Origin of the sequence: Pseudomonas sp. Teo4 (genome assembly GCF_034387475.1) — a bacterium.
Classification (GTDB): domain Bacteria; phylum Pseudomonadota; class Gammaproteobacteria; order Pseudomonadales; family Pseudomonadaceae; genus Aquipseudomonas.
Map to the genome: position 1 here is coordinate 1,390,271 of NZ_JAXCIL010000002.1, position 18,342 is coordinate 1,408,612.

General features: G+C 62.8%; 18 protein-coding genes. 9 read left to right on the top strand and 9 right to left on the bottom strand.

Features of this window, described 5'->3' with window-relative positions:
* Positions 1-59: 59 nt before the first annotated feature.
* Positions 60-443, bottom strand: coding sequence for a PaaI family thioesterase (locus tag PspTeo4_RS22640; protein WP_322366079.1), 384 nt, complete (start codon positions 441-443; stop codon positions 60-62).
* Entirely contained in the window at positions 443-2,770 is a 2,328-nt protein-coding gene (locus PspTeo4_RS22645; RefSeq protein WP_322366080.1) for a Tex family protein, read from the bottom strand. The genes PspTeo4_RS22640 and PspTeo4_RS22645 overlap by 1 nt, the downstream gene beginning before the upstream one ends.
* Before the next feature lie 229 nt (positions 2,771-2,999).
* Here PspTeo4_RS22645 and ompR point away from each other — a divergent pair, with 229 nt between their 5' ends.
* Positions 3,000-3,740 (top strand): two-component system response regulator OmpR, encoded by a 741-nt coding sequence (gene ompR, locus PspTeo4_RS22650; RefSeq protein ID WP_322366081.1) that lies wholly within the window; start codon positions 3,000-3,002, stop codon positions 3,738-3,740.
* 125 nt (positions 3,741-3,865) lie between these two features.
* Positions 3,866-5,179 carry an ATP-binding protein gene (locus tag PspTeo4_RS22655; RefSeq protein ID WP_023382894.1) on the top strand — a complete coding sequence of 438 codons (1,314 nt, stop codon included), beginning with the start codon at positions 3,866-3,868 and terminating at the stop codon, positions 5,177-5,179.
* 125 nt (positions 5,180-5,304) lie between these two features.
* Here PspTeo4_RS22655 and rimK read toward each other — a convergent pair whose 3' ends face one another.
* Together rimK and PspTeo4_RS22665 are read right to left on the bottom strand one after the other, a co-directional pair.
* The gene (gene rimK / locus PspTeo4_RS22660; protein ID WP_015268602.1) at positions 5,305-6,210 is read right to left on the bottom strand and encodes a 30S ribosomal protein S6--L-glutamate ligase; all 906 of its coding nucleotides are present in this window, start codon (positions 6,208-6,210) and stop codon (positions 5,305-5,307) included.
* Positions 6,207-6,689: an ATP-dependent zinc protease gene (locus PspTeo4_RS22665; RefSeq protein WP_322366082.1), complete on the bottom strand. Its 483-nt coding sequence runs from the start codon at positions 6,687-6,689 to the stop codon at positions 6,207-6,209. Before PspTeo4_RS22665 ends, rimK begins: the two co-directional genes overlap by 4 nt.
* 109 nt (positions 6,690-6,798) lie before the next feature.
* On the opposite strand from PspTeo4_RS22665, the gene PspTeo4_RS22670 reads away from it, so the two are divergent.
* The gene (locus PspTeo4_RS22670; protein WP_322366083.1) at positions 6,799-7,200 is read left to right on the top strand and encodes an RNA-binding S4 domain-containing protein; all 402 of its coding nucleotides are present in this window, start codon (positions 6,799-6,801) and stop codon (positions 7,198-7,200) included.
* Between the two features lie 177 nt (positions 7,201-7,377).
* Here the strand turns inward: PspTeo4_RS22670 and PspTeo4_RS22675 are convergent, their stop codons facing one another.
* Positions 7,378-8,172, bottom strand: coding sequence for a phosphatase PAP2 family protein (locus PspTeo4_RS22675; RefSeq protein WP_322366084.1), 795 nt, complete (start codon positions 8,170-8,172; stop codon positions 7,378-7,380).
* A gap of 111 nt (positions 8,173-8,283) precedes the next feature.
* On the opposite strand from PspTeo4_RS22675, the gene hslO reads away from it, so the two are divergent.
* The 3 genes from hslO to PspTeo4_RS22690 all read left to right on the top strand — a co-directional run bounded on the left by hslO (position 8,284) and on the right by PspTeo4_RS22690 (position 11,492).
* The gene (gene hslO / locus PspTeo4_RS22680; RefSeq protein WP_322366085.1) at positions 8,284-9,186 is read left to right on the top strand and encodes an Hsp33 family molecular chaperone HslO; all 903 of its coding nucleotides are present in this window, start codon (positions 8,284-8,286) and stop codon (positions 9,184-9,186) included.
* Positions 9,187-9,365: 179 nt separating this feature from the next.
* Complete coding sequence (locus tag PspTeo4_RS22685) at positions 9,366-10,907, top strand: phosphoenolpyruvate carboxykinase (protein WP_322366086.1); 1,542 nt, start codon at positions 9,366-9,368, stop codon at positions 10,905-10,907.
* A 144-nt stretch (positions 10,908-11,051) separates the two neighbouring features.
* Positions 11,052-11,492: a thioesterase family protein gene (locus PspTeo4_RS22690; RefSeq protein ID WP_322366087.1), complete on the top strand. Its 441-nt coding sequence runs from the start codon at positions 11,052-11,054 to the stop codon at positions 11,490-11,492.
* A gap of 55 nt (positions 11,493-11,547) precedes the next feature.
* Here PspTeo4_RS22690 and PspTeo4_RS22695 read toward each other — a convergent pair whose 3' ends face one another.
* The 3 genes from PspTeo4_RS22695 to fdhD all read right to left on the bottom strand — a co-directional run bounded on the left by PspTeo4_RS22695 (position 11,548) and on the right by fdhD (position 15,437).
* The gene (locus tag PspTeo4_RS22695) at positions 11,548-12,030 is read right to left on the bottom strand and encodes a glycine zipper domain-containing protein (RefSeq protein ID WP_322366088.1); all 483 of its coding nucleotides are present in this window, start codon (positions 12,028-12,030) and stop codon (positions 11,548-11,550) included.
* Between the two features lie 225 nt (positions 12,031-12,255).
* Positions 12,256-14,601, bottom strand: a complete 2,346-nt coding sequence (locus PspTeo4_RS22700; RefSeq protein WP_322366089.1) for an FdhF/YdeP family oxidoreductase — start codon at positions 14,599-14,601, stop codon at positions 12,256-12,258.
* Between the two features lie 5 nt (positions 14,602-14,606).
* Complete coding sequence (gene fdhD / locus PspTeo4_RS22705) at positions 14,607-15,437, bottom strand: formate dehydrogenase accessory sulfurtransferase FdhD (RefSeq protein WP_322366090.1); 831 nt, start codon at positions 15,435-15,437, stop codon at positions 14,607-14,609.
* 174 nt (positions 15,438-15,611) lie between these two features.
* Between fdhD and lysM the strand changes: the two genes are divergently transcribed.
* A complete protein-coding gene (lysM, locus tag PspTeo4_RS22710) occupies positions 15,612-16,052 on the top strand; it encodes a peptidoglycan-binding protein LysM (RefSeq protein ID WP_322366091.1) in 441 nt (146 codons plus the stop codon).
* Positions 16,053-16,151: 99 nt separating this feature from the next.
* Here the strand turns inward: lysM and yrfG are convergent, their stop codons facing one another.
* Entirely contained in the window at positions 16,152-16,814 is a 663-nt protein-coding gene (yrfG, locus tag PspTeo4_RS22715) for a GMP/IMP nucleotidase (RefSeq protein ID WP_322366092.1), read from the bottom strand.
* Positions 16,815-16,878: 64 nt separating this feature from the next.
* Between yrfG and nudE the strand changes: the two genes are divergently transcribed.
* The gene (gene nudE, locus PspTeo4_RS22720; protein ID WP_322366093.1) at positions 16,879-17,445 is read left to right on the top strand and encodes an ADP compounds hydrolase NudE; all 567 of its coding nucleotides are present in this window, start codon (positions 16,879-16,881) and stop codon (positions 17,443-17,445) included.
* Positions 17,442-18,260, top strand: a complete 819-nt coding sequence (gene cysQ / locus PspTeo4_RS22725) for a 3'(2'),5'-bisphosphate nucleotidase CysQ (RefSeq protein WP_322366094.1) — start codon at positions 17,442-17,444, stop codon at positions 18,258-18,260. The genes nudE and cysQ overlap by 4 nt, the downstream gene beginning before the upstream one ends.
* Positions 18,261-18,342: the final 82 nt, after the last annotated feature.

Sequence of the window (18,342 nt, forward strand, 5' to 3'; positions counted from 1 at the left end):
CGTGAAGCGGCCTCGGAAGGCAATTACTGCTGAAAATACCGCAGATTCAGCCTGTGGAGCTAGAGAACCGCAAAGGTTCCCTGGGCTTTCGCCACCAGTTTGTCGCCTTGGACTACGTCGGCGTCGACAACCAGTGTGCGCCGGCCAGCGTGCAGCACACGGGCAGTGCACAGCACTTCACCGTCGCTGATGGCGCGCAGGTAGTTGATCTTGCATTCGATGGTCACGCTTTGCTGGTCGAAGCCATGGCTGGCCGAACAGGCCAGGCCCATGGCGATATCCACCAGGCTGAAGATCGCCCCGCCGTGCAGCTTCTGGCCACGGTTGCGCAGGTGCGGCTCGACGGCCAGGGCCACCTCGGCAACACCTGTGTCCAGGCGTTGCAGGCGGCAGCCCAGCAGTTGGCTGAAGGCGCTCTCGACGTATTCGCGAGGTACGTCCATCACTTCTTCTTCAACTGCTTGGCGTTGGCGAACAGCGCAGCCATGGCGTTGTTGGCCGGTGCGGCGGTAGCGGTTTCACGCTGGCGCGGGGCTTGCTGCTGGCGGTTGCCACCGTTGCCACGGTTGCCGCCGCCACGGTTGCCTTCGACCTTCTCGCCTGGGGTGTCGCTCATGCGCATGGACAGGCCGACGCGTTTGCGCGGAATGTCCACTTCCATGACCTTGACCTTGACCACATCGCCGGCCTTGACCGCTTCACGCGGGTCCTTGACGAACTTCTCCGACAGCGCCGAGATATGTACCAGGCCGTCCTGGTGCACGCCGATGTCGACGAAGGCACCGAAGTTGGTGACGTTGGTGACCACGCCTTCGAGGATCATGCCGGGTTCGAGGTCCTTGAGGTCTTCGACGCCGTCCTGGAAAGTGGCGGTCTTGAACTCAGGGCGCGGGTCGCGGCCTGGCTTGTCCAGCTCCTGCAGAATGTCGGTGACAGTCGGCAGACCGAAGGTTTCGTCGGTGAACTTTTTCGGGTCCAGGCGCTTGAGGAAGCCGCTGTCGCCGATCAGCGAGCGAATGTCGCGGTCGGTATCGGCAGCGATACGTTGCACCAGCGGATAAGCCTCGGGGTGCACCGCGGAAGCGTCCAGCGGGTTGTCGCCGTTCATCACGCGCAGGAAGCCGGCGGCCTGCTCGAAGGTTTTCTCGCCCAGGCGGCTGACCTTTTTCAGCGCAGCACGGGTGGCGAACGGGCCGTTGGCGTCGCGGTGGGCGACGATGTTCTGCGCCAGGGTAGCGTTCAGGCCGGAGATGCGGGTCAGCAACGCCACCGAGGCGGTGTTGACGTCCACGCCCACGGCGTTCACGCAGTCCTCGACCACGGCGTCCAGGCCGCGAGCGAGTTTCACCTGAGACACATCGTGCTGGTACTGGCCGACACCGATGGATTTCGGGTCGATCTTCACCAGCTCGGCCAGCGGGTCCTGCAGGCGGCGAGCGATCGACACGGCGCCACGGATCGACACGTCCAGGTCCGGGAATTCGCGGGCGGCCAGCTCCGATGCCGAGTACACCGAAGCGCCAGCTTCGGAGACCATGATCTTGGTGATCTTCAGGGCTGGGTACTTCTTCACCAGCTCCGCGACCAGCTTGTCGCTTTCGCGGCTGGCGGTGCCGTTGCCGATGGCGATCAGCTCCACCGAGTGCTTGGCGCACAGGGCGGCCATGATCGAAATCGTGCGGTCCCAGTCGTTCTTCGGCGCGTGCGGGTAGACCGTGGTGTGGTCCAGCAGCTTGCCGGTGGCATCGACCACGGCGATCTTGCAGCCGGTGCGCAGGCCCGGGTCGAAGCCCAGGGTGGCACGCGGGCCGGCCGGGGCGGCCAGCAGCAGGTCGTGCAGGTTGTGGGCGAACACGTTGATCGCTTCGCCTTCGGCGTTATCGCGCAGCTCGCCGAACAGGTCGGTTTCCAGGTGGGTGTACAGCTTCACCTTCCAGGTCCAGCGCACCACTTCACCCAGCCACTTGTCGGCGGGGCGGCTACGATTCTCGATGCCGACGTGGTTGCCGATCATCAGCTCGCACGGGTGCAGGGTGCCGGGCAACTCTTCGCCGACTTTCAGCGAGGCGCTCAGCACGCCCTCGTTACGGCCACGGAAAATGGCCAGTGCGCGGTGCGACGGCGCAGTGCGCAGCAGTTCGTCGTGGGCGAAATAGTCGCGGAACTTGGCCCCTTCCTCTTCCTTGCCGGCCACCACGCGGGCGCTGAGCACCGATTCCTGCTTGAGGAAGTTGCGCAGTTTTTCGAGCAGGGAGGCGTCTTCGGCGAAGCGCTCCATGAGGATGTACTTGGCGCCTTCCAGTGCAGCCTTGACGTCAGCCACACCCTTTTCGGCGTTGACGAAGCGCGCTGCCTCGGTTTCCGGGGCCAGCTGCGGGTCGTTGAACAGGCCGTCGGCCAGCTCGCCCAGGCCGGCTTCCAGGGCGATCTGGCCCTTGGTGCGGCGTTTCTGCTTGTACGGCAGGTAGAGGTCTTCGAGGCGGGTCTTGGTGTCGGCGAGCTTGATCTCACGGGCCAGTTCCGGGGTCAGCTTGCCCTGTTCCTCGATGCTGGACAGGATGCTGGCGCGGCGCTCGTCGAGTTCGCGCAGGTAACGCAGGCGCTCTTCCAGGTGGCGCAATTGCGTGTCGTCGAGGCTGCCGGTCACTTCCTTGCGGTAACGGGCGATGAAGGGCACGGTCGAGCCTTCGTCCAACAGGCCCACGGCCGCTTCGACCTGTTGTGGGCGTACGCCCAGTTCCTCGGCGATACGGCTGTTGATGCTGTCCATGTAAACCACCTGACAATTGTGAATGCTGGGGGCCGCGATGGGGCTCAAGGCCCGGCGACACAGGATGAAAGCCGCGCATTATACCCATCGTGGACGGCTTGCGGTGATGGCGCCCGGCCAGTGTGACGAGGCCAGGAACTGGCGCCGTGGGAAAAATCTGCTAACAATGCTCACGGCACGCGCAGCAATGGCTACGCCATAATGCACGGCGATATCAGAGGAGTTATTCATGACTGGCACTGCAAACAACGCTGAAGGCGAAAAAATTCTCATCGTCGATGACGATCCGGGGCTGAGCAGCCTGCTGGAACGTTTCTTCACCAGCAAGGGCTATCGCGCCCGTGCAGTGCCCAACACCGAACAGATGGACCGGCTGCTGTCGCGTGAAGTGTTCAACCTGGTGGTGCTCGACCTGATGCTGCCGGGTGAAGATGGCCTGTCCGCGTGCAAGCGGTTGCGCCAGTCCAACAACCAGATCCCGATCATCATGCTCACCGCCAAGGGCGACGAGCTCAGCCGCATCCGTGGGCTTGAGCTTGGAGCGGACGATTATCTGGGCAAGCCTTTCAACCCTGACGAGCTGATGGCGCGGGTCAAGGCCGTGCTGCGCCGCCAGGCGCCAAGCGTGCCGGGTGCGCCGGGTAGCGAGGACGAGTCGGTCACCTTCGGCGACTACGAGCTGTCGTTGGCCACTCGTGAGCTCAAGCGTGGTGATGAAGTGCACATGCTCACCACCGGTGAGTTCGCGGTGCTCAAGGCCCTGGTCATGCATGCCCGCGAGCCGCTGACCCGCGACAAGCTGATGAACCTGGCCCGTGGCCGTGAGTGGGATGCCCTGGAGCGCTCCATCGATGTGCAGATCTCGCGCCTGCGTCGCATGATCGAGCCAGACCCGTCCAAGCCGCGTTATATCCAGACGGTCTGGGGTGTGGGCTATGTCTTCGTGCCGGACGGAAACGCCGGCAAATGATGGTTGGCCTGCCGGCTTGCCAGGACGCGACAGGGCGACCCGAACGGGTCGCCCTGTTTTCGTCTGCGACGGTCGGCATTGTTGGCGAGCCTGCCTCGCGTCTGTCTGTGCAGTAGTTGTTCTCGATGAAAACGCCTCTCTGGTTTCCTCAAAGCTTCTTCGCCCGCACCCTGTGGTTGGTGCTGATCGTCGTCCTGTTTTCCAAGGCGCTGACCCTGGTCTATCTGCTGATGAACGAAGACGTGCTGGTCGACCGCCAGTACAGCCACGGCGTGGCGCTCACCTTGCGTGCCTACTGGGCGGCGGATGAAGAAAACCGTGACAAGATCGCCGAGGCGGCAGGCCTGATCCGGGTGACGGGTTCCGGTGTGCCGGAGGGTGAGCAGCATTGGCCTTACAGCGAAATCTACCAACGCCAGATGCAGGCCGAGTTGGGCGAAGACACCGAAGTGCGCTTGCGCGTGCACGCACCGCCGGCGCTGTGGGTCAATGCACCAAGCCTGGGGCCTGGCTGGCTCAAGGTGCCGCTGTACCCGCACCCGTTGCGCGGGCAGAAAATCTGGAACGTCCTGGGCTGGTTCCTGGCCATCGGCCTGTTGTCCACCGCATCGGCGTGGATCTTCGTGCGGCAGCTCAACCAGCCGCTCAAGCGCCTGGTGTTTGCGGCTCGGCAACTGGGCCAGGGGCGCAGCGTGCGCTTGCCGATCAGCGACACGCCCAGTGAGATGACCGAGGTGTACCGTGCGTTCAACCAGATGGCCGAGGATGTCGAACAGGCCGGGCGCGAGCGCGAACTGATGCTGGCGGGGGTATCGCACGACCTGCGCACGCCGCTCACGCGCCTGCGTCTGTCGTTATCGCTGATGGCCAACGACAGTGAACTGACCGATGACATGGTGCGCGACATCGAGGATATGGACGCGATCCTGGACCAGTTCCTCGCCTTCATCCGCGATGGCCGCGACGAGCCGGTGGAGGAAGTGGACCTGGCCGATCTGGTTCGTGAGGTGGTCGCGCCCTACAACCAGCCTGAAGAGCGGGTGCGCCTGTGCCTGGAGCCGATTCCACCGTTCCCGCTGCGCCGGGTTTCGCTCAAGCGCATGCTTGGCAACCTGATTGGCAATGCGCTGCACCATGCTGGTAAAGGCGTCGAGGTAGCGGCCTACGTGTCGGGTGATGAAAGCGCGCCGTATGTGGTGCTCAGCGTGCTGGACCGTGGGGCAGGGATCGACGAATCGGAGCTTGAGACCATCTTCAACCCGTTCATTCGCGGTGACCGTGCCCGTGGTGGCAAGGGCACCGGGTTGGGCCTGGCGATCGTCAAGCGGATCGCGGCGCAGCATGGCGGGAATGTGGAACTGCGTAACCGCTCTGGCGGCGGTATCGAAGCTCGGGTGCGGCTGCCGTTGGGATTGTTGCTGCCGCGTAATGCCGTCTGATCTTTCAGGGGCTGTGCCGGCCTATTCGCGGGTAAACCCGCTCCCACAGGGACTGTGCAGCTCTTGAGTTCTGCGCTGTAGTTGTGGGAGCGGCTTTAGCCGCGAATAGGCCAGCTCAAACACCATCATCCCTTACCCTTGGTCCGGGTCTGATTCGGCCCGCCATTTTTCTCCAGATGCTCGATGATCATCCCGGCCACGTTCTTGCCGGTGGTCACCTCGATACCCTCCAGGCCAGGTGAAGAGTTCACTTCCATCACCAGTGGCCCGTGGTTGGAGCGCAGGATATCCACGCCGGCCACGCTCAGCCCCATGACCTTGGCGGCGCGAATGGCCGTCATGCGCTCTTCAGGCGTGATCTTGATCAGGCTGGCGACGCCACCTCGATGCAGGTTGGAGCGGAACTCGCCAGGCTTGGCCTGGCGCTTCATCGAGGCGATCACCTTGTCGCCAACCACGAAGCAGCGGATATCCGCACCACCGGCTTCCTTGATGTATTCCTGAACCATGATGTTCTGCTTCAGGCCCATGAAGGCCTCGATCACCGACTCGGCTGCCTTGGTGGTTTCGCACAGCACCACGCCAATGCCTTGGGTGCCTTCGAGCACCTTGATCACCAGCGGGGCGCCGTTGACCATCTGGATCAGGTCGGGGATGTCATCCGGCGAGTGGGCAAAGCCGGTGATCGGCAAGCCGATGCCGCGCCGCGACAGCAGCTGCAACGAGCGCAGCTTGTCCCGCGAGCGGGCGATGGCGACCGACTCGTTGAGCGGGTACACGCCCATCATCTCGAACTGGCGCAGTACCGCGCAGCCGTAGAAGGTCACCGAGGCGCCAATGCGCGGAATGACTGCGTCGAAGCCTTCCAGCGGCTTGCCGCGGTAGTGGATCTGCGGCTTGTGGCTGGCGATGTTCATGTAGGCCCGCAAGGTATCGATCACTACCATTTCATGGCCACGCTGGGTGCCGGCTTCGACCAGGCGGCGGGTGGAATACAGACGCGGATTACGCGAAAGCACAGCGATCTTCATGCAGCACCTGTGACAGGGGAAAGGGTGGCCGGGAAGGCCGGTTTGTCTTGTACGTACTTGAGGCCCGGATTGACCACCAACTGGCCATGGATGAGCGCCTTGGAGCCCAATAACAGGCGATAACGCATGTTCTTGCGGCAGGCCAGGGTGAACTCGACCTCCCACACGCCATCGCCCAGGGCCAGTGATGTGCGGATCACGTAGCGGGTCTGTGCCTGGCCATTGGAGCTTTTGATGGTTTTCATGGTCACCAGCGGCGCCTCGCAGCGGCGGTGACGCAGTTGCACCACCGAACCCAGGTGCGCGGTGAAGCGCACCCAAGGCTGGCCTTCGCGCTCGAAGGGTTCGATTTCGGTGGCGTGCAGGCTGGAGGTGCTGGCGCCGGTGTCGATCTTGGCGCGCAAGCCAGCGACGCCGAGGTCGGGCAGGGCGACCCACTCGCGCAGGCCGATCACTGTCAGATGGTCAAATGTCTTCACTAAGCACACCCTGCGAATGAGGTGGTGAACTGTAAGCACGGCGCGGACTTTTTGCATCCGTTAGTGAAGGTAGTACAGTTCGGTGAAAGACAGAGTTTGAGGTAACGGGATGGCTCAGAAGCCGGAAGACGACGACAAGGTACGCCTCGACAAATGGTTGTGGGCCGCGCGTTTCTACAAGACCCGCGCCCTGGCCAAGGCGGCCATCGAAAGCGGCAAGGTGCATTGCCGGGGCGAGCGTTGCAAACCCGGCAAGGAGCCGCGGGTGGGTGACGAATTCGTGCTGCGCACGGGGTTCGACGAGCGCACGGTGGTGGTCAAGGCGCTGTCGGTAGTGCGACGTGGGGCGCCTGAGGCGCAGACGTTGTACGAGGAAACCGACGAAAGCCTGCGGCGGCGAGAGCAGGCGGCCGAAATGCGCAAGGCGGGGGCGATGGGTGTGACCACCGATGGCCGGCCGAACAAGAAGCAGCGGCGGCAGATTCACCAGTTACATGGCAGTTTTGAATAGCTGGGGTCGCTCAACGAATCAGCGGAAATCTGTAGGAGCCGGCTTGCCGGCGATCACCGGCGAAGCCGGTGCCATACACCGTGTGGCCTGAATCGCCGGTAAGCCGGCTCCCACATGGACCGCGCTGGCCTTGAGGCCGGTGCATGCCTGTAGGCGCCGACTTGCCGGCGATGGCTTCTAGCGAACTACGGTCAGTCGCCCGACGAGCGGTACCCGCTCCAGTAGCCCGAACAATGGCGCCGTCCAGCGCACCAACGCTGCGCTACCCTTGGCCGCCAGCGGCGTATGGTAGCTCCAGCCCAGTGCCAGCAGCGCCATCAGCAAACCGCCGATGTAGTCGTCCTGGCCCCAATGCGCACCGGCCACCAGCCGCGGCATCATGAACAGGAACGCCAAGCCCCAGATCACCAGATGCTGAACCAGTCGGCGGCTGAACAGGCTCATGAACAGCGCCCAGATCAACAGCACCGAGGCATGGTCGCCCGGGAAACTGTTGCTGGAGCGGTCCTTCAGTTCCCATTTGGCTTCCAGGTTCGGGTAGTAGTCTTTGAGGTGCACGACGTTGTCGAACATCATCGATGGGCTATCGTGTTGCCAACCCATTGCATCCACCCACTTGGAAAACAGCGCGCGAATCACCACTAAGAGGAGCAGGGTGACGAGAAAGCCAAAGAAGGCTTCGCGTACCTGGCTGGCTTTGAACACCCAGTTGCCACGGATGAGCAGGGCCAGCAGGGTCAGGCCGACGACGATGTCGAACGGGCGCAGGCTGCCGACAGTCCAGATGTAACGCCAGGTGGTGTTATCCGCGAGCGGCGCATTCAGGCCGCGAAACAGCCATTCGTCGACTGTCAGGCACAAGATCTGGCCAATGGGCCATAACCAGAAACACAGTAGGGCGATGGGCAGCAGTGTAAACACTGCCAGGGGTCCCCAGGACCACCTTGCTTGGAACAGTGGTCGATTGTCCATAAAATACCTCTATATGCCAACAGGAAGCGGAGCGCCTTGCGAGCGCTCTGCCACGGGGTTTTGAAGCACCGTGTAATTATTTTGTCATCATTTTTAGATAGCCAGACCACCATGAGCGACTTGCCAGATACAGATTTCACCCAACGCTTCCTGTTCGACGACCGCGACGTGCGCGGCGAGATGGTCGCGCTGGAACGTAGCTACGCCGAGGTGCTGGCCAAGCACACGTACCCGCAGCCGGTCCAACACTTGCTGGGCGAGCTGATGGCCGCCGCTGCGCTGCTGGTCGGCACTTTGAAGTTCGAGGGGTTGCTGGTCCTCCAGGCGCAGTCTCAGGGCCCTGTGCCGCTGCTGGCCATCGAGTACACCAGCGACCACGACATCCGCGGCCTGGCGCGCTTCGAGGCCGAACAGATCAAGGATGACGCGAAGCTTGCCGACCTGATGCCGGGTGGCCACCTGGTGTTGACCATCATTCCGGCCAACGGCCAGCGCTATCAGGGCACTGTCGAGCTGGACGGCAAAGACCTGTCGGAGTGCTTCACCAACTACTTCGTCATGTCTCAGCAGGTGAATACCTGCATCACCCTGGCCGCTGATGGCGTGCGCGTCCGCGGCCTGCTGGTGCAGCAACTGCCGGCCGAGATCCACAAGGACATCGAAGAGCGCGAGGAAAGCTGGGCTCACGTCAAGGCCCTGGCCAACACCGTCAAGCACGAGGAACTGCTCGGCCTGGACAACGAAACCATGCTGCACCGCCTGTACCACGAGGACGCGGTTCGTCTGTTCGATATCCAGCCGCTGCGCTTCAAATGCAGCTGCTCGCGCGAACGTTCCGGCAATGCGCTGGTCAGTCTTGGCGAGCACGACGCCAAGCAGCTGGTAGAGGAATGCGGCGGGCAGGTAGAGATCGATTGCCAGTTCTGCAACGAGCGCTATCTCTTCGATGCCAGCGATGTCGCGCAACTGTTCGCTGGTGGTGGTACGGACACGGCGTCAGAAACTCGCCACTGAAACGCTTAAGTGTAGTGAAATCTCCTGTCTAATTGCGCAAAAGAGCAGTTCTGACAGGAGGGGCCTACTTTTTTTGGGCGTTTCTGGCATAATCCGGCCACTTTTTTCGCTGTAGTAGTTTTTAACGGACAACTACAAAACGTTTGGAGCACTCGGCCTCGGGCCGGATGGGGTATCTCATGACGCAAGCCAATAACACCGTGTACACCGACCTGAGCGTCGATGAGCTGGTAAAAGAAGCGCTGCAACGCGGTGAAGGCGTGCTGGCCGATACTGGCGCACTGGTAGTCGAGACTGGCCACCGCACTGGCCGTTCGCCGGCTGACCGTTTCATCGTCGAAGAACCTTCCACCCAGGACGCTATCGCCTGGGGCCCGATCAACCGCAAGTTCCCGGCCGACAAGTTCGATGCCCTGTGGGACCGCGTAGAGGCGTTCAACAACGCCCAGGACCACTTCGTTTCCTACGTTCACGTAGGGGCCGCGGCCGAGCACTACCTGCCGGTCAAGATGACCACCCAGACTGCCTGGCAGAACCTGTTCGGTCGTTGCCTGTTCATCAACCCTGAGCAGTTCAACCCGGCCGGTCGCGATCAGTGGCAGATCCTCAACGTCGCCAATTTCGTTTGCGAGCCAGAGCGTGACGGCACCAACTCCGACGGCTGCGTGATCATCAACTTCGCCGCCAAGAAGGTCCTGATCGCTGGCATGCGTTACGCCGGTGAAATGAAGAAAGCCATGTTCTCGGTGCAGAACTTCCTGCTGCCGGCCGCCGACGTGCTGCCGATGCACTGCGCTGCCAACATCGGCGAAGAGGGCGACGTGACCCTGTTCTTCGGCCTGTCCGGCACTGGCAAGACCACCCTGTCCGCTGACGAGAGCCGTTACCTGATCGGTGACGACGAGCACGGTTGGGGCGAAGGTGTCGTCTTCAACATGGAAGGCGGCTGCTACGCCAAGTGCATCGACCTGTCCGAGAAGAACGAGCCGGTCATCTGGAAAGCCATCAAGCACGGCGCAGTTCTGGAAAACGTCGTTCTCGACGCCAACAAGCACGCCGATTACGCCGATGTCAGCCTGACCCAGAACAGCCGCGCTGCCTACCCGCTGGAGCACGTGGCCAAGCGTTCCGAGGCCAACCTGGGTGGCGAGCCTAACGCCGTCATCTTCCTGACCTGCGACCTGACTGGTGTTCTGCCTCCGGTTTCGATCCTGAACAACGAGCAGGCTGCCTACCACTTCCTGTCCGGTTACACCGCGCTGGTCGGTTCCACCGAAATGGGTTCGGGCGGCGGCATCAAGTCGACTTTCTCCACCTGCTTCGGCGCACCGTTCTTCCCGCGTCCGGCTGGCGAATACGCCGAGCTGCTGATCAAGCGTATCAACGCCTTCGGCTCCAAGGTCTACCTGGTCAACACCGGCTGGACTGGCGGTGGCTACGGTGTCGGCAAACGCTTCAGCATCCCGACTACCCGCGGCGTGATCTCTGCCATCCAGAGCGGCGCTCTGGTCGGTGCCGAGACCGAGCACCTGGACATCATCAACCTGGACGTGCCCAAGCTTGTTCCAGGCGTCGAGACCGAGCTGCTCAACCCGCGTAACACCTGGGCTGACAAAGCTGCCTACGACGAAGCCGCCAAGGGCCTGGCCAAGCTGTTCACCGAGAACTTCAAGAAGTTCGACGTGTCTGACGCCATCAAGGCCGCTGGTCCGCAGCTCTAAGCTGTAGCCGGTTGCAATGAAGAAGCCGCCCTTTGGGGCGGCTTTTTCATGCCTGAGATTTCTGTGGTGGCCAGTAAAGTCACTATGCAGTTGGAAATTTCTGTTTCACTTATAGACTCCATTGAGACGACACGAGCCAGTCCGATGATCGAATCACCCCAGCGCACTGCCTTCTCCCACTTCCACCCGATCCTCACCCGCCCTCAGGACAACGACCATAACGGTCATATAGCCGGTGCCACCGTGCATGGTTTCTTCGAGACCGCCATCCAGGCGTTTCTCGTCGAGCAAGCCGATATGGACCTGCGTGACGGCGAGTTGGCGGCTTTCGTGGTCAGCTCGTCGGCAGACTTCTATGCCTTGCCGAGTTTCCCGGATGTGCTGGAGGTGGGGCTGGGCATCACGCGTCTGGCGGGCAGCACGGCGGAATACCATCTGGCCCTGTTCCGTCCGGGGGAATCGGACGCTTGTGCGGCAGGCACGGTCGTGCAGGTGTTCATCGAGCGCGAAAGTGGCCGTCCGGTGCAGCTGCCAGACGTGCTGAACACCATTCTGTCGGGCCTTCAGCTAGACCCTCAGGCATAAAAAAGCCCCACCGGTGAGGGCGGGGCTTTTTGCTGCCAGGCGTTAGCCTCAGGCATTAGTCGCGCCAGTGGCGCTTGTGCTTGCGGTGGCCGTAGTGGTGGCCACGGTCCCAGTGACGGCGGTCGTCGTCATAGCCACGACGGTAGCGGCGGTCGTCATGACGCTCGTCGTCATCGGCCTTGTTACCCATGTAGTTACCCAGCGCGCCACCGGCACCACCGCCGGCTGCCGCACCAATGTAGCTACCGGTGGTACCGCCCACGGAGCGACCTACCACGTTACCGCCCGCAGCGCCCAGCGCACCGCCAATGGCGGCCTCACCACGCTGGCGCTTGTCGGCGCCCAGGGCACCGCCGGCGGCGCCGCCGAGACCTGCGCCAATGGCGCCACCGGTGCTACCGCCGATGGAGTTGCCCACCACGGAGCCCAGTACCCCACCCAATGCGCCGCCAATGCCGGCCTCGGTGGTGCCGCCTGCCATGGCAACGCCGCTGAGCAAGCTGAAAGACAACAACAGAATCGAGGAGTACTTCTTCATCGAGAAAGCCTCATAGGGATGACGAGGCGAATTTGAGGCTCTGCGACGCGGCTGGCAACGAAAATCCGACGAGTAACACGACTTGTACACAATTCTCTAAGTTACTGTTTTTTCGCTGAAACTTTCTCGATTTTCGCGTGTCTGAGACCTTTATGACAAAGCCCTGATCCTTGCGGAACAGGGCTTTTTTCGTTTTTGCGGGTGGGATATCAGGCCTGCCGGCTTCTACAGAATCCGACCATCATCGCGTGCCCGCTCCAGCTTGATAGCGACGAACTTGGAGGTCGGTGTATGGCTGCCCTCGCCGATGCTCTCCAGCGGAATCAGCGGGTTCACTTCGGGATAGTAAGCCGCAGCCTGGCCCGCCGGGATATCGAACGCCAGCAATGTGAACCCGTGCACACGGCGCACATGTTCATCACCCCACAATGAGACGATGTCGACTTTCTGCCCCGGCTGGAAGCCCAGGCGGATGATGTCGGCCTCGTTGGCGAACAGCACCTCCCGTTGACCGCGCACGCCCCGGTAGCGGTCGTCCAGGCCGTAGATCGTGGTGTTGTACTGGTCGTGCGAGCGCATCGACTGCATGATCAGGTCGGGCAACTGGCCGCTGGCCCGGACGCGCTCATCGAGCAGGCTGTCTGGCAGCAGGTTGGCCTTGAAGTTGGCGCGGCCGGTGTTGGTCTTCCACTGACGGCTGCCAGCGCTGTTCCCCAGGTAGAAACCGCCGGGGTGGCGCAGGCGTTCGTTGAAGTCGCCGAAGCCTGCGATGGTGTCGCCGATCAGGTTGCGGATGCGGTCGTAGTCGGCCACCAGCCAGTGCCAGTCCACCGGGCGTTTGCCCAGGGTGGCAGCGGCGATGCCGGCGATCACGGCGGGTTCCGAGCGCATCTGGGTCGACAGAGGCTTGAGCTGGCCGTTGGAGGCATGGACCATGCTGAACGAGTCTTCCACCGTGACCGCCTGCGGCCCGTCGGCCTGAAGGTCGATATCGGTACGGCCCAGGCACGGCAGAATCAAGGCCTGCTTGCCATGAATCAGGTGGCTGCGGTTGAGCTTGGTGCTGATGTGTACGGTCAGCTCGCAGTTGCGCAGGGCCTGAGCGGTACGTTCAGTGTCTGGCGTGGCCTGGGCGAAGTTGCCGCCCAGGCCGATGAACACCTTGGCCCGGCCATCGAGCATGGCGTGGATCGCTTCGACGGTGTTGTGGCCGTTGTGGCGAGGCACGCGGAAGTTGAAGCGCTTTTCGATAGCGTCCAGCAGCGCCACTGGCGGACGTTCGTTGATGCCCATGGTGCGGTCGCCCTGAACGTTGCTGTGGCCACGCACGGGGCACAGGCCGGCACCCGGGGCACCGATATTGCCGCGCAGCATCTGCAGGTTGACGATTTCCTGGATGGTCGGCACCGAATGGCGGTGCTGGGTGATGCCCATGGCCCAACACATGATCACACGCTTGCCGCGGCAGTACATGCGCGCCGCCAGTTCGATGTCGGCCAGTTCAAGGCCGGACTGGGCCTGGATATGCTCCCAGGAAGTGGCATCCACTGCCGCCAGATACTCGTCGACGCCATGGCCGTGCTCGGCGATGAAGGCATGGTCGAACACAGCTGGCTCGCCCTTGGCCTGGGCTTCGCGCTCCCACTGCAGGACGAACTTGGCCATACCGCGCAGCATCGCCATGTCGCCACCCAAGGCCGGGCGGAAGAAGGCCGTGTTGGTGGGACGGTCGCTGTTGGTCAGCATTTCCAGCGGGTTCTGTGGATGCTGGAAACGCTCCAGACCACGCTCTTTGAGCGGGTTGACGCACACCACCTGGGCGCCGCGTTTGACCGCATCGCGCAGGGGGTCGAGCATGCGCGGGTGGTTGGTGCCAGGGTTCTGGCCCCAGACGAAGATGGCATCGGCATGCTCGAAGTCGTCGAAGGTGACCGTGCCCTTGCCGACTCCGACACTCTGGCTCAGGGCCACGCCGCTGGCCTCGTGGCACATGTTCGAACAGTCGGGGAAATTGTTGGTGCCGTAGGCGCGCACGAACAGCTGGTAGAGGAACGCCGCTTCGTTGCTGGCCCGGCCCGAGGTGTAGAACTCGGCCTGGTCAGGGGTGAGCAGGGCGTTCAGCTCACGGGCAATCAGGGCGAAGGCGGCATCCCAGGCGATGGGCTGGTAACGGTCGCTGGCCGGGTCGTACACCATCGGTTCGGTCAGACGGCCCTGATATTCAAGCCAGTAGTCGCTCTGCTCGAGCAACGCGGTCACGCTGTAGCGTGCGAAAAAGGCTGCATCGACCCGACGCTTGGTGGCTTCCCAGTTGACCGCTTTGGCGCCGTTCTCGCAGAACTTGACCATGCCACTTTCAGGCGAGTCGCCCCAGGCGCAGCCAGGGCAGTCGAAGCCGCCATTCTGGTTGGTCTTGAGCAGGGCGCGAAGGTTCTTCAGCGCGTTATCGCTGCCGACCCAGGCCTTGGCTACGCTGCGCAGCGCGCCCCAGCCCCCGGCGGGGCCGTCGTAGGGCTTGTAGCGAGGTGTGGAGGCAGGGGCGTTGTCTGGAAGGTGCTGGTACGAGGTCACGGCTGTTACGACTCCGCCGCTGGGCTGTAGACCCGCGGTGCGCTGTGTTTGGGCAGATGGATGAGGTTGAGGTTGTGCTTGCGCGCCCATTGCAGGGCAAGGCCCGTGGGCGCCGAGAGGCTGACCAGGGTCTGGATGCCGGCGCGCAGCACTTTCTGGATCAGTTCCAGGCTGCAGCGGCTGGTGACGATGGCCAGGCCGCCGTCGGTGCTGATGCTTTGGCGCAGCAGGGCGCCGATCAGCTTGTCCAGGGCGTTGTGCCTGCCTATGTCTTCGCGCCCGAGCAGCAGTTCGCCGTTGCGGTCCATGAACAGCGCTGCGTGCACTGCACCGCAGTGCTGGCCCAAGGGCTGGAACGCGTCGATGCGCTGGCGCAGGCCTACCAGCCATGCAGCAGGCGGCAAGGGCGCGCCCGGCAGCTCGGCCAACTCTGGCAAGGCCTGCTCAAGGGCTTCGACCCCACACAGGCCGCAGCCGCTGGTGCCGGCCAACTGGCGGCGTTGGTTCTTCAGGTTCCAGAACGCACGGCTGGAAATCTCGATATCGGCATACATGGCCGAGCCGCTGCCCGAGAGCTTGAGGTCATAGATTTCCGCAGTACCTTCGACGATGCCACTGCCGACGCTGAAGCCGACTGCGAAGTCTTCCAGGTCGGTGGGGCTGACCAGCATCACGGCCTGGTTGAGACCGTTGTAGGCGATGGCCAGGGCGACTTCTTCGGCGAGCGGGGTGCTGGCCCGTTCGGCATCGTCGAGCTGGACGTAGTCGTAGGTGTTGCTGGCGGCGGGCATGGACAAGGGCGTGGAGGCCGCGCAGACCGGGGGCTTGCTGTTCATCGGGGCTGGCATTCGACGGCTTTTTGATAGCACAAGCCTAGGCCCGCGGGCTGGCCGCGTCTAATCGCTAGGGTCTATGCCTTGATAGACCGCGTCGATTGGTCGCATGGGGGCGGGTGGGGCAATCCTGGCCTAGACTCCTGGCTCCGAGGTTTCATCAACAAGGAGCGCGTCATGAGCCTGTTCAGTTTCGTGAAGGAAGCCGGCGAGAAGTTGATCGACCTGCTGACCCCCGGTAACGCCAACGCCGAGGAGCAGCTCAAGAAACACGTGGAGAGTGTCGGCCTGGGCAACCCGAACATCAGCGCCACTGTAGAGGGCGACAAGATCATCCTCAAGGGCGAAGTGGCCAGCCAGGAGGAAAAAGAGAAGATCATTCTGGCGGCGGGCAATATCAGCGGTGTGGCCAGCGTCGAGGACCAGATCACCGTCACCGGGCCTGTGGCCCAGGCGGCGCGGTTCGTCACGGTGAAGAAGGGTGACACGTTGAGTGCCATTTCCAAGGCCGAATATGGCGATGCCAACCAGTACAACAAGATTTTCGAGGCGAACAAGCCGATGCTCAAGCATCCGGACAAGATCTACCCGGGACAGGTGTTGCGGATTCCGGACTGATAGATTCGCTTAACCTGTGCTGGCCCTATCGCCGGCAAGCCGGCTCCTACAGATGTTCCACAAATAACTGTAGGAGCCGGCTTGCCGGCGATAGGGCCCTCACAGCCCAGCCAGTAAATCCCGGTAATCCTCCACCGCCGCGAACTCCTGGGTATCCCTCGGCGCCGCCTGGCTGTCGGGCTGGCGCACCGCCAATAGGTGCTTTACGCCAAACCGCCGCGCGCTGCGCAGAATCGCCAGGGTGTCATCGATAAACAGGCTGCGGCCCGGCTCAAAGCCGATATCGGCCTGCAGCGCATCCCAGAACTGCGGGCTTTCCTTCGGGTACCCATAATCATGGGAGCTGATCAGCCGCTCGAAGTAGGGCGCCAGTTCCACCCGTTCCAGCTTCAGCGACAGCGAGTCGCGGTGGGCATTGGTAATCATCACCACCCGTTTGCCCGCGTTGTGGATGGCAGCGAGGAAAGTATCGGCATCGGGGCGCAGGGCGATCAGGTCGGCGATTTCACGTTTGAGCTCGCGAATTGGCAGATTCAGCTCGCGGCTCCAGAAGTCCAGGCAGTACCAGTTGAGCGTGCCAGCGTTGCGCTCGAACAGCGGTTGCAGCTCCAGTTCCGCCATGGCCCGGCTCACCCCGTGCAGTTCGGCGTAGCGCTGCGGCAGGTGGTCCAGCCAGAAACGGTTGTCGTAGTGCAGGTCGAGCAGAGTGCCATCCATGTCCAGCAGGACGGTATCGATGGCGGACCAGGGAAGAACAGGCATGGGAAACTCTCGATCAGTCGGCAAGCCACGGTATAGTAACCCGTTCACGCCAAGGAGCCGCCCCATGCGCCAGAAACCAACCGTCCTCAATCGCGAGATCGTCGCCAGCAGCCGCCTGTTTCGTGTCGAGGCCGTGCAGCTGCGCTTCGCCAATGGCAACGAGCGTACCTACGAGCGTCTGGTAGGCCGTGGCAATGGCTACGGTGCGGTGATGGTGGTGGCCATGCTCGACGCCGAGCACGCGGTATTGGTGGAAGAGTATTGCGGTGGTACCGACGAGTATGAGCTGTCGCTGCCCAAAGGCCTGATCGAGCCGGGCGAAGACGTGCTGGCAGCGGCTGACCGCGAGCTCAAGGAAGAAGCCGGTTTCGGCGCTCGCCAACTGGAGCACCTGACCGAGCTGTCGTTGTCGCCGGGCTACATGAGCCAGAAGATCCAGGTGGTGCTGGCCAGCGACCTGTACGAGGAGCGGCTGGAGGGCGATGAGCCGGAGCCGATGCGGGTCGACAAGGTCAACCTGCGCGAGCTGTCGGCCTTGGCCATGCACCCACAGTTCACCGAGGGCCGGGCACTCGCGGCGTTGTACCTGGCCCGCGACCTGCTGATCCAGCGGGGGCTGTTCGACGTATGAACGACCAACAGCTGATGCATGAAGTGGTGAAGCTGGCCGCCGTGGCGGGCGAGGCGATCTTGCCGTTCTGGCGGGCCGATGTGGCGGTGACCGCCAAGGCCGACGATTCGCCGGTGACGGCTGCCGACTTGGCGGCCCATCGAGTGATTGCCGATGGCTTGGCGGCCTTGGCGCCGCAGATTCCGGTGCTGTCCGAAGAAGATTGCAATATTCCGTTGGCCGAGCGACAAGGCTGGACGCGCTGGTGGTTGGTCGACCCATTGGACGGTACCAAGGAGTTCATCGCGGGCAGCGAAGAGTTCACCGTCAATATCGCCCTGATCGAGAACGGCGAAGTAGTGTTCGGCGTGGTGGCCATGCCGACCAATGGTCGCTGCTACTTCGGTGGGCGGCATCTGGGGGCCTGGCGTGCCGAGGCAGGCGCTGATGCCTTGCCAATTCAGGTGCGTAACGAGCCGCCTGTCGATGGACGTTTCACCGTGGTAGCCAGCCGTCGCCATTCCAGCCCCGAGCAGGAGGCGCTATTGGCTGGGCTGGGCGACTCTGTGGGTGAGCTGGAGCTGGCCAATATTGGTAGCTCGTTGAAGTTCTGCCTGCTTGCCGAAGGCAGCGCCGATTGCTACCCGCGTCTGGCGCCGACTTCGCAATGGGATACCGCTGCTGCCCAGGGGGTTGTGGAAGGTGCGGGCGGTGAGGTGATTGGCCTGGATGGCCAGCCGTTCCGTTATCCGGCCCGTGAGTCGTTGCTCAATCCCTTCTTCCTGGCCTTGCCGGCGAATGCCGCCTGGCGCGAGGCAGTCTTCGATCTGATTTAGGTTGCTGATCTAACCTGGCCCCTGTGGGAGCGGGTTTACCCGCGAAGAATGCGACGCGGTGGATGGCACCGGCTCTGCCGGT